Origin of the sequence: Streptomyces sp. NBC_00820, from assembly GCF_036347055.1 — a bacterium.
In the GTDB taxonomy this organism is placed as follows: Bacteria; Actinomycetota; Actinomycetes; order Streptomycetales; family Streptomycetaceae; genus Streptomyces.
Map to the genome: position 1 here is coordinate 3,422,501 of NZ_CP108882.1, position 13,362 is coordinate 3,435,862.

Here is a 13,362-nt window from a genome sequence, read left to right on the forward strand (position 1 = left end):
GGCGTCCAGGCGGTCCCATTCGGCTCGGTGTGCGGAGACGAAGACGTCCAGATCCATCGGGTCTGCCTGCTCCTCGGCGGGTCGACGACTGACGTCGTGACTGCTCTTGCTGCTGTCAGCTTGTCGTATTGCGGCGCGATGCAGCTCTCAGCTTGGCAGACTTGCGCTTCACCGGGCAGATCAGGGGAAGGACGGCTGACGTGAGTGAGCTGGTGACCGGCGAGGCGGTGGCGCTCGAGTTGCGGCCCGCCAAGCTGCCGAGCAGGGCGTTGGCCGTGTTGCTGGATCTGGCGGTGGTCGTCCTCGTGTACATCGGCGTCACCTTCGTGCTGATCGCGGCGACGTCGTCCCTGGACGAGGCCGCGCAGGTCGCGCTGTCGATCGCCACCTTCGTGCTGGTGCTGGTCGGCGTACCCATCGCGGTCGAGACGCTCAGCCATGGGCGCTCGCTCGGAAAGATGGCGTTCGGGCTGCGCGTGGTCCGGGACGACGGCGGGCCGATCCGCTTCCGGCACGCGCTGGTGCGCGGCGCGATGGGGGTGGTCGAGATCCTCATGACGTTCGGGGTGGTCGCCTGCATCGCGTCCCTGGTGTCGGCGCGCGGGCGGCGGCTCGGGGACGTGTTCGCGGGCACGCTGGTCGTGCGTGAACGGATTCCCCTGGGGCGTGCCGCTTTCGCTCCGGCTCCGCCGCCGTGGCTCGTGGGGCGGTACGCCGAGCTTGATCTGTCGGCGGTTCCGGACGGGCTCTGGCTTGCCGTGCGGCAGTGCCTGACGCGGATGCATCAGCTCGATCCCCAGGTTGCCCTCGACATGGCACAGCGGCTCGCCGCCGACCTCGCGGCGCGTACGGGAACCACCGTTCCGGAGGGTGTGCATCCGGCCGGGTTCCTGGCCGCCGTGGTCCATGAGCGGCAGGCGCGCGACGCGCGGCAGGCGTTCGGGGGCGCTGGTCCGGTGGCAGTTCCGCCGACGCCTCAGGCTCCCGCCGTCCGGCCCGCGTCACCGCTGCCGTACGAGACGCCGTCGGACCGTGCGGCCACCGGCTCCGGCACCGATTCCGGCGACGGCTCCCGCTCGAACTCCAGCTCCGACCCCACTGACCACGGCCAGGGCACCGGCACCGGCACCACGGGTTTCGCGCCGCCGGCGTAGGCCGGGGTGCGGGGTGCTGTCGTGCTGTTCAGGCGAGCCTCGACGGCGGTGACTGAAGGTCCTCCAGTTCGATGCCGGGTGCCTCCAGGACCACGTCGCCGGCGATGTGCACGGTGTGCCGTTCGCCCGTGTCCAGGGCGGTGACCTGGTACTCGTCCACGATCAGGGGGCCGTTGTCAGTGGCGTGTGCTTCGCTGTTCAGCAGAGCCCAGGACTGGTCCACGGTGCGCGGCGCGAGCACCGGGTCCGTGAAGGCCACGAGGCGTACGCGGGTCGCGTCGGTGGAGGGGGTGAGGCGCAGGAGGCGGGCGGTGGCGACGAGGAACGCGGGGGATGTCCCGGTGAAGGCGTGGGCGCGCACATTGCCTTCGGTGGCCTGAGCGCCCGTGGGGTCGGTGCGGACCCAGGTGACGCCGTCGAGGGCGGCACCGCGCACCTGCCAGCCGCCGGCGTGGAGTTCGAGCCGGATGGGGCGGCCGAGCTCGTCCAGGGCGAGGTCGACCGAGCCCTGGTCGGTGCCGGCGGGAGTGGTCAGCCGGGAGACGTAGCGCCAGCCGGACGGGCCGGGGGCGCACTGGAAGTGCTCTTCCGCGAGAGGGGTGTGATCGTGCGGATCGTAGAGCGAATAACGGCCGCGGGGCATGGGGGTCCTGGGTTCTGACGGGCTGACGGTGTGGCCCGGGCCTGCTGGTCCGGCCAAAGAGGCAGGCCCCCGGCACGGGGGTGCGGGGGCCTGCCTCGGAGGTTCGGCGGACCTGCCGCCGGGGAGCGCGTGGTGCGTCTGCGCGCTCGCCCGGTGGCGGGGCTACGGCGTCAGCGGCTCAGTAGCGGTAGTGGTCCGACTTGAACGGGCCGTCGACCTCGACGCCGATGTACGAGGCCTGCTCGGGGCGCAGCTTGGTGAGCTTGACGCCGAGCGAGTCCAGGTGGAGGCGGGCGACCTTCTCGTCGAGGTGCTTGGGCAGCACGTAGACGTCGGTCGGGTACTCGTCGGGCTTGGTGAACAGCTCGATCTGGGCCAGGGTCTGGTCCGCGAAGGAGTTGGACATCACGAACGACGGGTGGCCGGTGGCGTTGCCCAGGTTCAGCAGGCGGCCCTCGGACAGCACGATGATGACCTTGCCGTCGGGGAACTTCCAGGTGTGCACCTGGGGCTTGACCTCGTCCTTGACGATGCCGGGGATCTTGGCCAGGCCGGCCATGTCGATCTCGTTGTCGAAGTGGCCGATGTTGCCGACGATGGCCTGGTGCTTCATCTTGGCCATGTCCGAGGCCATGATGATGTCCTTGTTGCCCGTCGTGGTGACGAAGATGTCGGCCTTGTCGACGACCTCGTCGAGGGTCGTGACCTGGTAGCCGTCCATCGCCGCCTGAAGCGCGCAGATCGGGTCGACCTCGGTGACGATCACGCGGGCGCCCTGACCGCGCAGGGACTCCGCGCAGCCCTTGCCCACGTCGCCGTAGCCGCAGACGACGGCGGTCTTGCCGCCGATGAGGACGTCGGTGGCGCGGTTGATGCCGTCGATCAGGGAGTGGCGGCAGCCGTACTTGTTGTCGAACTTCGACTTGGTGACGGCGTCGTTGACGTTGATCGCCGGGAAGAGGAGGACGCCGTCGCGCTGCATCTCGTACAGGCGGTGGACGCCGGTGGTGGTCTCCTCGGTGACGCCGCGGATCTCCGAGGCCAGCTGGGTCCACTTCTGGGAGCCCTCGGAGATGGTGCGGTGGAGCAGCTCGAGGATGACGCGGTGCTCGTCGGACTCGGCGGTCTCCAGACCGGGGACCTTGCCGTCCTTCTCGTACTCGACGCCCTTGTGGACGAGGAGGGTCGCGTCGCCGCCGTCGTCCAGGATCATGTTCGGGCCGCCGGTGGGGCTGTCCGGCCAGGTCAGGGCCTGCTCGGTGCACCACCAGTACTCGTCCAGGGTCTCGCCCTTCCAGGCGAAGACCGGGACGCCCTGGGGGTTGTCCGGCGTGCCGTTCGGGCCGACGGCGATGGCGGCGGCCGCGTGGTCCTGGGTGGAGAAGATGTTGCAGGAGGCCCAGCGGACCTGGGCGCCGAGGGCGACCAGGGTCTCGATGAGGACGGCGGTCTGCACGGTCATGTGCAGCGAGCCGGTGACGCGGGCGCCGGCGAGGGGCTGGGCCTCGGCGTACTCCTTGCGGATCGACATCAGGCCGGGCATCTCGTGCTCGGCGAGGGTGATCTCCTTGCGGCCGAACTCGGCCAGGGAGAGGTCGGCGACCTTGAAGTCCTGTCGGTTGTCGACAGTCGTCATGCGAGCTGCTCCTCGGAATCGGGGCGAGGTGGGTAGGGCTGGTCTGCGCGGCGGCGGACACGGGGTGTCCGAACAGAGGACACAGGTATGCCCACGTACGCGCAGCGCAGTCCGTCGGAGGCCCTCTCTCCCTCGGCCGGTCCGTCCGGACCGCCCGACCGCCATCAGCAGCGACGTCTGGCTCCGTCCCAAGCTACACCGGGGGACCCGGTCACCCCCAGTCCGCCTGCGAACGCGCGGCGTCCGATCGGGGGACACGCGCGGCGTCCGGGGGCGGGCCGTGCCGGGCGGAGCGGGCGCGGCGTCCGGGTATCGTCCGCGCAGCCGCCGGTACGCCAGATCAGGAGGCCGGTGCAACCGAGGGAGAGGTACAGCAGTGGGCGCAGGACGGGGGTTGGGGGGTTTCCGCTCTCATGGTGGGGCTGCTGGGGGCGGCACTGGGGAGCGGTGCCTTCGCCTGTGGCAAGGAGACGTATGGGAGCGGCACCGTGTCGGCCGGGAGCATGGCGCCGACGTACGAACCCGGTGACCGGATCGTGTGGGAACGCGTCGACGGGAGCGAGGTGCGCCGCGGTGACGTGGTCATGTTCTCGGAGCCGGGGCGCTACGGGCCCGGTGTCGTCATGCAGCGGGTCATCGGGGTGGGCGGGGATCACGTGGCGTGCTGCGCGGCGGTGGGGTCGCGGCGGCGGATCACCGTGAACGGCGAGCCGGTCGCGGAGCCGTACGTGTGGCGGGGCGATGCCGACGGGCTGCGCCGGTCCTACGACGTGGAGGTCCCCGAGGGGCGTCTGTTCCTGCTGGGGGACCGTCGGGGGAACGCCCGGGACTCGCGTTTCTTCGCCTCGGACCACGACGGGACCGTCCCGGTGGACGCCGTGCGGGGCCGCGTGACGGACAGCCCGGCCGGCCCCGCACTGATCGTTTCAGGGCTGGCCCTCGGGGCCGTGCTCCTAGTGACCGGCGTCGGCCTGGGGATCGGGGCCTGGGCGGTGCGGCGGCGGGCACGGGCACTGGTGCCGCCGCCCCCGCCGTGGCCGGTGCGGCCGGTCTGAGGCCGGGATTGACAGACCACGGGGCCCGCCGGAATGTCCGGCGGGCCCCGTGGTCGTGACGGAACTGGGTGGTGACGGAGCTCAGTGCCCCGCGGTGTCCGGGGTCGGGCCACCGGGGGTGGCCGCCGGGTCGGGGCCCTTGGCGGCCTCGGCCTCGCTGTAGATGTCCGGTTCCAGGTAGATGACGCGGGCGATCGGGACGGCGGCGCGGATGCGGGCCTCGGCGGCGTCGATGGCCTTGGCGACCTCGGCGGCCGTGTCGTCGTGCTCGACGGCGATCTTGGCGGCGACGAGCAGCTCCTCGGGGCCGAGGTGCAGGGTGCGCATGTGGATGACGCCGGTGACCGTGTCGCCGTCGACGATCGCGGCCTCGATCTTCTTCACGTCCTCGGCGCCCGCGGACTCGCCGAGCAGCAGCGACTTGGTCTCGGCGGCCAGGACGAGGGCGATCAGGACGAGCAGGACACCGATGCAGACGGTGCCGACGCCGTCCCAGGTGCCGTCGCCGGTGAGCAGGGCGATGCCGACGCCGGCGAGGGCGAGGACCAGACCGATGAGCGCGCCGAAGTCCTCCAGCAGGACGACCGGCAACTCGGGCGCCTTGGCACGGCGGATGAACTGCGCCCAGGACAGCGTCCCGCGCAGCTCGTTGGACTCCTTGATGGCCGTGCGGAAGGAGAAGCCCTCGGCGATGATCGCGAAGATCAGGACGCCGATCGGCCAGTACCAGTGCTCCACCGGGTGCGGGTGGCTGATCTTCTCGTAGCCCTCGTAGATGGCGAACATGCCACCGACGGAGAAGAGGATGATCGAGACGAGGAAGGCGTAGATGTAGCGCTCGCGGCCGTAGCCGAAGGGGTGTTGCGGGGTGGCCTCGCGCTGGGCGCGCTTGCCGCCGATCAGCAACAGGAACTGGTTGCCGGAGTCGGCGACCGAGTGGACGCCCTCGGCGAGCATCGACGAGGAGCCGCTGAACGCGAACGCCACGAACTTCGATGCCGCGATCGCGAGATTGGCGCCCAGTGCCGCCACAATCGCCTTGGTACCGCCTGACGCGCTCATCTGTCCGCGTTGTCCCTTCACCCTCGTATGTCCACGCCGTCCAGGCGTCCGACCGGCTTTGCCCGTGCTTTGCCGGTGCGCCATTGTTGCAGCCCGGCCGGGCTGCGGCGCGTCAGCTGTCCACAGCCCCGGTCATACGATCACAGTGGCACGGAAGATCGTGCCCGTGCCGGACACCTCAACCTTCTCGCCCGCCGGGACGAAGACCGACCGGCCGGGGGCGAGCTCGTGGTCACCCGTCCGGACGGTGCCGGCGGTGCAGAGCAGGATCTGCGGGGTGTCCCGGGTGAGGTCGCGGGCGCTGCCGCCCTCGGCCAGGACGTACCGGGAGAGCCGGAACTCGTCGATCGGGGTCTCGTAGACCTCCTCGCCGTCCGGGGCCGCCTCGGGGCGCAGCACGCCCGGGTCCCCGGCCTCGAAGCGGACGACTCGCAGGAGTTCGGGGACGTCGACGTGCTTGGGGGTCAGGCCGCAGCGCAGGACGTTGTCGGAGTTGGCCATGATCTCGACGCCGAGGCCGTCGAGGTAGGCGTGCGGGATGCCGGCGCCGAGGAACAGGGCCTCGCCGGGCTGCAGACGGACGTGGTTGAGCAGCATGGCCGCGATGACGCCGGGGTCGCCGGGGTAGTGGTGGGCGAGGCCGGCGTAGGGGGCGTAGTCGCCGCCGAGGCGGGTGCAGGCGGCGGTGGCCTCGGCGACCGTGCGGGCCATCTCCTCGGGATCGGCGGTGAGGATCGCGGTGAGGACCTCGCGCAGGGCCGCTTCCTCGGGGTGGGCGTGCAGCAGGTCGACGTACGGCTTCAGGGAGTCGACGCCCAGCCCGGCGAGCAGGTCGGCCGCCTGGACCGGGTCGCGGAACCCGCACAGGCCGTCGAACTCGGTGAGCGCGCAGATCAGCTCGGGCTTGTGGTTGGGGTCCTTGTAGTTGCGGTGTGCGGCGTCCAGCGGGATGCCGCGGCGCTCCTCGTCGGCGTAGCCCCGCCCGGCCTGCTCCAGGTCGGGGTGGACCTGGAGGGAGAGGGGGGCGCCGGCGGCAAGGATCTTGAGCAGGAACGGCAGGCGCGGGCCGAACTTCGCCACCACGCCGGCACCCAGCTCACGCTCCGGGTCGGCGCCGATGACCTCGACGAGCGTGCCGCGCGCGGTGCGCGAGGGCGCACCCGGGTGCGCGCCCATCCACATCTCCGCCTGGGGTTCGCCGGTCGGTTCGACACCGAGGAGGTGCGGTATGGCGGTGGGAGAACCCCACGCGTAGGGACGGACGGTGTTGTCGAGGGGGTCCATGTGTCTTCTCAGTCTCCGTGTACGCACCGCGCGGCCCGGTCTCCGTGTACGCACCGCGCGGCCCGTGCGGTTGTCGCGTCGCCCGGCCCGGCGCGGTGCCGGTTCGGGGCCGGCGGTGGGCTCGGCCGGCCGGCCCGGGACGCCCCGGGGCGCGACGGCCAAGGGAAAGATCAGGCCGTCGAGGTGAGCGCCAGGTAAACGGCGGCGAAATCCGTGACGGCGATCAGTTCCGCGAGGGTCTCCAGTTCGCCGCCCTCCTCCGGTTCGAGTTCGCTGATCGGCGTGTCACGGCTGAGGGCGAGGTCACGCGCGGCGGTCGCGGCGGTGAGGCCGCCGATCGGGCGGTCGCGGAGCAGCACTACGCGCGCGTGCAGCGCGGGTGTCTCCTCCACGCGGTCGCGGAAGAAGTCGTCGGGGTCGGCGTTGGCGGCCAGGCGGCCGGCGAGGAGGGCCCGGTGCGCCGCGAGTGCCTCGGGGAGTTCGGCGACCAGGGCGGGGCGGCCGGCCAGTTCGGCGAGGGCGTCGGCGAAGCGGCGGCCCGCGGGGCCGGCCGAGGCGCCTTCCGTCCATACGACGGGGAGCGCGTCGGCGAGTTCGGCGGCGAGGGTCTTGGCCGGGTTGCTGTAGGTCGCGAGGGCGGGGCCGCAGCGCTCGGCGACACCGTCCAGGCGGTCGGCGACCTTCTCCAGGGCGTCGGGCCCGGCGTTGACCAGGCCGATGCGGTCGAGCAGGGCGAGCAGCGGGGTGAGCAGGGCCCAGAAGACGCCCGGGGAGGACGCGGCGACGGGTTCGTCCTGGTCGTACGGTGCCGTCGCCATCGGTACGAAGAGGCCGTGCGCGCCCGCCACGGCCTCGGCGAGCGGGGTGCCGGCCGGGGCCACCGCCGCCACCGTGCAGCCGCGCCGGTAGGCCTGCTCGGCGAGCAGGGAGAGGCTGGGTTCGGTGCCGTCGGGGGTGGCGATCAGCAGCAGGTCCACGGAGCCGGCCCAGCCGGGCAGCTCCCAGCGCAGGGCGCCGGCTGCCGGGGCGACGCCGGTGGGGGCGAGGCGGATGACGGGGCTGCCGGGGCCGGCCAGGCTGCCGAGGAGGTCGGCGGTGTGGGTGGCGGCGGTTCCGGGGCCGGCGATGAGGACGGCGCGGGGGCGGCCGTCGGGCTTGAGGTCGCCGACGCCGGCCTCGATGGCGTGCCGGGCCGCCGTACGGACTCGGGCACCGGCCTCCGCGGCGCCGCGGAGAAGACCTCGGCGGTCGGCCTCGGCGAGGCCCTCCGCGGTGTCGAGGAGTGATTCGTCGAGCATGGGCACCAGCCTCCGGTCGCCGGGAGTCCTGTCGGGTGTGGGGCCGGGGTGCGCGTCGTCGTTGCGGCAGCCCCTGTTCCGCGGGGTGGCCCTACTCCGGGCGGCGGGCCTCGTCGACGAGCAGGACCGGGATGCCGTCGCGGACCGGGTAGACCAGGCCGCAGCCCTGACCGGTGCAGATCAGCTCGCTGTCCTGCTCCTTGAGGGGGGCGTGGCAGGCCGGGCAGGCGAGGATCTCCAGGAGGCCGGCTTCGAGCGGCATGGGCTGTCCCTTCGTGCGGGGATACGACGTTTACGGATGTGCTGGTCAGCGTACCGCTGCGGCGGCTTGGCGCGGGGGCTCGGTGGGCATGCGTACGGAGGGCCGTGGTCTGCCGGCCTCTCCGCCCGGCTTTCCCTGCACGTCCGCCCGGGTTTTCCCCGCACGACAGACCGGGTTTCCGCCCGACCGACCGCCTTCCGACCGGCCGGCTCCCGGCCCCACCACCCCGGCCCGCGCGGCGCACGGGTCGGCGCGGTGGAGGCCTCGGGGCGGAGGCAACCGTGGAGCGATGGCGGCCGCGGGGCGGTGGGGCCGCGGGGCGGGTCAGGCGCGGATGATCGCCAGGGCCTCGTCGCGGATCCTGGCCATGGTGGGCTCGTCCTTCGCTTCCGCGTTGAGGCGCAGAAGGGGTTCGGTGTTGGACGGGCGGACGTTGAACCACCAGTCGGCGGCGGAGACCGTGAGGCCGTCGAGCTCGTCGAGGGTGATGTCGGCGCGGCCCTCGTAGGCGGCGCGGATCGCGGCGAGGCGGGCGTTCTGGTCGGCGACCGTGGAGTTGATCTCGCCGGAGCCGGCGTAGCGGTCGTACTGGGCGACGAGAGCGGACAGCGGGCCGCTCTGGCCGCCGAGGGCCGCGAGGACGTGCAGGGCGGCCAGCATGCCCGTGTCGGCGTTCCAGAAGTCCTTGAAGTAGTAGTGGGCGGAGTGCTCGCCACCGAAGATCGCGCCGGCGCGGGCCATCTCGGCCTTGATGAAGGAGTGGCCGACGCGGGTGCGGACCGGGGTGCCGCCGTTCTCCTTCACCACCTCGGCGACGGTGCGGGACGTGATCAGGTTGTGGATGACGGTGCCGTGGCCGCCGTTGCGGGCCAGTTCGCGCGCGGCGACGAGGGCGGTGATCGCCGACGGGGAGACCGGGTCGCCCTTCTCGTCGACGACGAAGCAGCGGTCGGCGTCGCCGTCGAAGGCGATGCCGAGGTCGGCGCCCTCGGCGGGGACCCGCTTCTGCAGGTCGACGATGTTGGCCGGGTCGAGCGGGTTGGCCTCGTGGTTGGGGAACGTGCCGTCCAGCTCGAAGTACATCGGCACGACGGTCAGGGGCAGACCGGCGAAGACCGTGGGGACCGTGTGGCCGCCCATGCCGTTGCCCGCGTCGACGACGACCTTCAGGGGGCGGACCGAGGTCAGGTCGACGAGGGAGCGGAGGTGCGCCGCGTATCCCTCCAACGTGTCGCTCGTGGTGAGGGTTCCCGGCTCGGCGGCCGGCTCGGGGGCGCCCGACTCGAGCCACTTCTCGACCAGTTCACGGACCTGCGTGAGGCCGGTGTCCTGGCCGACCGGGGCGGCGCCCGCGCGGCACATCTTGATGCCGTTGTACTGCGCCGGGTTGTGGGAGGCCGTGAACATAGCGCCCGGGACGTTCATCGCGCCGGAGGCGTAGTACAGCTGGTCCGTGGAGCACAGGCCGATCTCGGTGACGTCCACGCCGCGGTCCGCCGCGCCGCGCGCGAAGGCGCGGGACAGGCCGGGGGACGAGGGGCGCATGTCGTGGCCGACGACGATCGCCGCGGCGTCCGTCACCTCGGCGAAGGCGGCACCGAAGAGTTCGGCCAGTGACACGTCCCACTGGTCCGGGACCACTCCGCGCACGTCGTACGCCTTCACGATCTGCGACAGATCAGCAGCCACGGCCACCCCTCCTGAAAGTCTTACCGAATGTCCTTTGGGTCCCCACAAACTACCCGCCGGGGGTAAAGGGCGGGTGTGCGGACACCGGGTGGACCGTCAGCGGCCCCTTGGCCGGCGTGAGTGTCCGCCCCGGCGCGACTGCGGCGTCGCGGCCCAGTTGCCCGCGAAATCACGTCGGTTGACCGTCGGGCGCGGGTCGGTTGGCCGTCGGGCGCGGGTCAGTTGTCCGGGGAGCGCAGAACCCGCAGGTGCCCGCGGCGGGCGACCTCCATGGGGTCCGCGCCGCGACCGCCGCCCAAATCGGCCGCCCGCTCCTGGGGGCGGGCCGCCTCGCGCACCGCGTTGGCGAGCGCCTCCAGGTCGTCCCCGCTGGGCCGCGCGGGAGCGGAGGCGTCGAGGAGACGGACAACCTCCCAGCCACGGGGGGCGGTGAGGCGCTCGGAGTGCTCGGCACACAGGTCGTAGCAGTGGGGCTCGGCGTAGGTGGCGAGGGGGCCGAGGACCGCGGTCGAGTCGGCGTAGACGTACGTCAGCGTCGCGACGGCGGGTCGGCCGCAGGCGGTGCGCGAACAGCGACGTACAAGGCTCACGACGTTGGACGGTACCGCACTCTTGAGCGGGCCGCGACGACTCTCCCCCAGGTCACCCCACCGTGTCGTGCTGTGAGACGCCCTGCACCCCCTTCCGGACACGCCTCGCTGACCTGCGCGGACGACTCCGCGCGGGGAGTCCGGCGGGGTTTCGTCCAGTCATGAGTCGGTACAAACAACGTCAATTGCCTTGAGATCACTGGTCTTGGAAGGTTACGGAAATGAGCCCGACCTTGGCCGGAACGGTCATCCGACGACATGGGATGACGCGGACCGGTTCCGGGGCGCGTGCCCCGGTTACCGCGTGGAGCCGGGCGGCCGGAGGGTGCGGGGAATACGCTGCACCGGTGATGGACAACCGTGTACCGCCCCGTGCCACCGGCCCCGGGCCCCGACGCCGCGATCGGCACGGACGGGGCATGCGGGGGCCGATCGCGCCGCCGCAGGTGCCGCTGGCGGCCAGCAGGGCCGAGCTGTTCGCGGACCTGGTGCAGGACTCCGTGGAGCGTCTGGAGCGGCGGTGGCCGCAGCTGGCGGAGATCGAGTTCCTCGTGCTGGAGGTGCCGCGGCTGGAGGGGCGGGAGACAGACACCTGGAGCGACGAGGCCGTACCGCTGGGCGGGGTCGTTCCCGCGCGGGAGGGACGGCGGGCGCGGGTCGTGGTGTACCGGCGGCCGGTGGAGATCCGGACCAAGGGGCGCGACGAACGGGCCGCGCTGGTGCACGAGGTGGTGGTCGAGCAGGTGGCCGAGCTGCTGGGGCTCACTCCGGAGACCGTGGATCCCCGGTACGGGGAAGAGGAGTAGGGCCTAGCTTGATCTTTAACCTGTGCGGCGTGGTCGTGGGGTGGTTAACTTCTTCGTTTGCCGTTTCGCTGGCTGTGTTTTGCGGGGTGTGTGCACGTCGTGGCGGGGTGTGGGCCGGGTGTTCTTTCGGCCCGGTGGTCGTCCGGGACCGGGTCGGGAGGATTTCGGTGCTTGGGCTGGGCAGGCGGCTTGTGGGCGGATGTGCCGGAAGTCGCGGCGGACGCGGGCGGGTGTGAGTCGGTCTGGAGAACTGGGTTTCTCCCAGGGACGACGCAGGTCGGCTGCGAGCGGGCGAGCGAGACGGAGTTGCGCGTAGGCGGCGAGGATCAACCAGGTCCATCGGTCCGCCGCCTCGGGGGTGCGGATCTTCGGACAGGTCCAGCCGAGAGTCTGCTTGAACAGGCGGAACGTGTGCTCGATATCGAATCGCCGCAGGTAGGTCTGCCAGAGACGGTCGGTGTCCGCCGGGGTGGCGTCGGTGCCTGACCACCAGAGCCAGACCGGCTTGGGAGTTGCGCCGCTGGGCAGTTGGTCGATGTCCAGGCGGATCACGCTGCCCTCGACGATGGGGAGCGTGCCGTCGGCTGCGGCCCAGGAGGAACGGTGAGTCAGCTTGGGGTGCAGTCGGTCCCAGGAGCGGGCGGTGGCCTGGCCGTAGAGGCGTGTGTCGGTGACGGTTTTGGTGTCCGGGGTGCCCCAGGTGTCGGGCTGGCCGAAGACGAACTCGCTGCCGTGTCGGGGCGGGCGGCCCAGGATGTGAGGCTGGCGCTGCGGGACGGCCCGGCGCAGAACCCGGTCCGAGCGCATCCGGGCCAGCACCTGGACCGGCAGGTCTCTCAGCAGGAAGGCCAGGCGGGGCGCGTCGTATCCGGCGTCCGCGACGATGAGGATGTCCGGCGAGCCCGCGTGCCACTGCCCGGCTGTGATCAGTCGCTGGACCAGGTCACGCAGTTGTCGGGCGGTGACGGTGGCGGTGTCGTCGCCGGGTGCCAGTCGCAACGCGTCCAGGGGTGCAGTCCATGAGCTGCGGCCGGGCTCGAGCGCGCAGATGATCGAGTACGGCCAGCCGGGGATCGGGATGTGCTGGTCCTTGCCCCGGCCATAGGTGTGACACAGGATCCGCTGCGGTGAGGTGTGGGCATCGGGCCGCAGCCAGCAGGTGACATCGACAGCCAGGACGAGCCGGCCGTCGGCAGCACGCGGCAGCGGCACCGCGGCCAGCGCCTGCCGCAGCCGGTCGGCATCGATGCCTCCCCGGGAAACTGCTGCATAGAGCCCTCCGTGTCCGCGGCGGTGTTCGCCCACCAGTGACAGCTCGGCCAGCGACCTCACCGGTCCGTCACCGCACAGAACAGCGTCGGCCAGCTCGAACAGCGCATCCGAACGAGCGGTCAGGCAGGAGTAGAACTCGCCCCGGAAGCATGACAGTTGCGTCAGCGGTTCTTGTCGGGCACCACGATGCAGCAGACTCATCTTCACGGCCTTCGTGCTGGACGTGTGTGTTCCTTGGTCGGAGCACATGTTCAGACGAAGGCCGCTTTGACGTACGGCGATTACCGGACCGAGTGATCAAGTTCGACGCGCCATTCGACGCGGCACGTTAAAGATCAAGCTAGGTCGTGTCCGCAAAGTAGCGGCGTCTGCCCGGAGGGCAGGGCTCGCGGTGTCTGGTGCGTGCGATCGCAAGGCGGAGGGCCGCCCGCGTACTGGGCGTACGCGGGCGGCCCGACAACGCGGCTGGGGGCGCCCCCTGCTCGCAGAGCTTGGGGGAGTGCGTGCCAGGCGCCGCGAGGCTGGGGGCCCCTCCCGCGCCCTTGAGGCAGTGGGGGAGGGACTTTGCGGACACGGCCTAGCGGGTGCCGGGCGCCACCCGCCGAGGGGTG

The 13,362-nt window shown here is 71.8% G+C and carries 13 protein-coding genes (1 of these 13 running past the window's edge); 3 read left to right on the forward strand and 10 right to left on the reverse strand.

Annotated elements, in window-relative coordinates:
• A protein-coding gene (locus OIB37_RS15460) for a stage II sporulation protein M (RefSeq protein ID WP_330458174.1) crosses the window boundary here: on the reverse strand, positions 1 to 57 show its start. 951 nt of this gene lie to the left of the window's left edge; only the first 57 of its 1,008 coding nucleotides appear in the window; it begins with the start codon at positions 55 to 57; the stop codon falls past the left edge of the window.
• Between the two features lie 143 nt (positions 58 to 200).
• Between OIB37_RS15460 and OIB37_RS15465 the strand changes: the two genes are divergently transcribed.
• Entirely contained in the window at positions 201 to 1,154 is a 954-nt protein-coding gene (locus OIB37_RS15465; RefSeq protein WP_330458175.1) for an RDD family protein, read from the forward strand.
• A gap of 28 nt (positions 1,155 to 1,182) precedes the next feature.
• On the opposite strand, the gene OIB37_RS15470 is transcribed toward OIB37_RS15465, so the two are convergent.
• Positions 1,183 to 1,797 (reverse strand): hypothetical protein, encoded by a 615-nt coding sequence (locus tag OIB37_RS15470; protein ID WP_330458176.1) that lies wholly within the window; start codon positions 1,795 to 1,797, stop codon positions 1,183 to 1,185.
• A 178-nt stretch (positions 1,798 to 1,975) separates the two neighbouring features.
• The gene (ahcY, locus tag OIB37_RS15475; RefSeq protein ID WP_330458177.1) at positions 1,976 to 3,433 is read right to left on the reverse strand and encodes an adenosylhomocysteinase; all 1,458 of its coding nucleotides are present in this window, start codon (positions 3,431 to 3,433) and stop codon (positions 1,976 to 1,978) included.
• Between the two features lie 413 nt (positions 3,434 to 3,846).
• Here ahcY and lepB point away from each other — a divergent pair, with 413 nt between their 5' ends.
• Entirely contained in the window at positions 3,847 to 4,488 is a 642-nt protein-coding gene (lepB, locus tag OIB37_RS15480; protein ID WP_330458178.1) for a signal peptidase I, read from the forward strand.
• 81 nt (positions 4,489 to 4,569) lie between these two features.
• Here the strand turns inward: lepB and OIB37_RS15485 are convergent, their stop codons facing one another.
• From OIB37_RS15485 to OIB37_RS15510, 6 genes are all read right to left on the reverse strand, one after another.
• The gene (locus tag OIB37_RS15485) at positions 4,570 to 5,550 is read right to left on the reverse strand and encodes a cation diffusion facilitator family transporter (protein WP_330458179.1); all 981 of its coding nucleotides are present in this window, start codon (positions 5,548 to 5,550) and stop codon (positions 4,570 to 4,572) included.
• 132 nt (positions 5,551 to 5,682) lie between these two features.
• Entirely contained in the window at positions 5,683 to 6,834 is a 1,152-nt protein-coding gene (gene manA, locus OIB37_RS15490; RefSeq protein WP_330458180.1) for a mannose-6-phosphate isomerase, class I, read from the reverse strand.
• Positions 6,835 to 7,004: 170 nt separating this feature from the next.
• The gene (locus OIB37_RS15495) at positions 7,005 to 8,132 is read right to left on the reverse strand and encodes an SIS domain-containing protein (protein ID WP_330458181.1); all 1,128 of its coding nucleotides are present in this window, start codon (positions 8,130 to 8,132) and stop codon (positions 7,005 to 7,007) included.
• 91 nt (positions 8,133 to 8,223) lie between these two features.
• On the reverse strand, positions 8,224 to 8,394 hold the full coding sequence (locus OIB37_RS15500) for a Trm112 family protein (protein ID WP_330458182.1): 171 nt from the start codon (positions 8,392 to 8,394) through the stop codon (positions 8,224 to 8,226).
• Between the two features lie 324 nt (positions 8,395 to 8,718).
• Positions 8,719 to 10,083, reverse strand: coding sequence for a phosphomannomutase/phosphoglucomutase (locus tag OIB37_RS15505; protein ID WP_330458183.1), 1,365 nt, complete (start codon positions 10,081 to 10,083; stop codon positions 8,719 to 8,721).
• A gap of 218 nt (positions 10,084 to 10,301) precedes the next feature.
• A complete protein-coding gene (locus OIB37_RS15510; RefSeq protein ID WP_330461859.1) occupies positions 10,302 to 10,724 on the reverse strand; it encodes a DUF3499 domain-containing protein in 423 nt (140 codons plus the stop codon).
• A gap of 299 nt (positions 10,725 to 11,023) precedes the next feature.
• Here OIB37_RS15510 and OIB37_RS15515 point away from each other — a divergent pair, with 299 nt between their 5' ends.
• On the forward strand, positions 11,024 to 11,479 hold the full coding sequence (locus OIB37_RS15515) for a metallopeptidase family protein (protein ID WP_330458184.1): 456 nt from the start codon (positions 11,024 to 11,026) through the stop codon (positions 11,477 to 11,479).
• Between the two features lie 15 nt (positions 11,480 to 11,494).
• Here the strand turns inward: OIB37_RS15515 and OIB37_RS15520 are convergent, their stop codons facing one another.
• The gene (locus OIB37_RS15520; RefSeq protein ID WP_330455968.1) at positions 11,495 to 12,952 is read right to left on the reverse strand and encodes an NF041680 family putative transposase; all 1,458 of its coding nucleotides are present in this window, start codon (positions 12,950 to 12,952) and stop codon (positions 11,495 to 11,497) included.
• Between the last annotated feature and the right edge of the window lie 410 nt (positions 12,953 to 13,362).

Coding starts and splice junctions, on each gene's coding strand:
- OIB37_RS15470 (WP_330458176.1), bottom strand. CDS start 1,797: ATGCCCCGCGGCCGTTATTCGCTCTACGATCCGCACGATCACACCCCT.
- ahcY (WP_330458177.1), bottom strand. CDS start 3,433: ATGACGACTGTCGACAACCGACAGGACTTCAAGGTCGCCGACCTCTCC.
- lepB (WP_330458178.1), top strand. CDS start 3,847: ATGGTGGGGCTGCTGGGGGCGGCACTGGGGAGCGGTGCCTTCGCCTGT.
- OIB37_RS15485 (WP_330458179.1), bottom strand. CDS start 5,550: ATGAGCGCGTCAGGCGGTACCAAGGCGATTGTGGCGGCACTGGGCGCC.
- manA (WP_330458180.1), bottom strand. CDS start 6,834: ATGGACCCCCTCGACAACACCGTCCGTCCCTACGCGTGGGGTTCTCCC.
- OIB37_RS15495 (WP_330458181.1), bottom strand. CDS start 8,132: ATGCTCGACGAATCACTCCTCGACACCGCGGAGGGCCTCGCCGAGGCC.
- OIB37_RS15500 (WP_330458182.1), bottom strand. CDS start 8,394: ATGCCGCTCGAAGCCGGCCTCCTGGAGATCCTCGCCTGCCCGGCCTGC.
- OIB37_RS15515 (WP_330458184.1), top strand. CDS start 11,024: ATGGACAACCGTGTACCGCCCCGTGCCACCGGCCCCGGGCCCCGACGC.
- OIB37_RS15520 (WP_330455968.1), bottom strand. CDS start 12,952: ATGAGTCTGCTGCATCGTGGTGCCCGACAAGAACCGCTGACGCAACTG.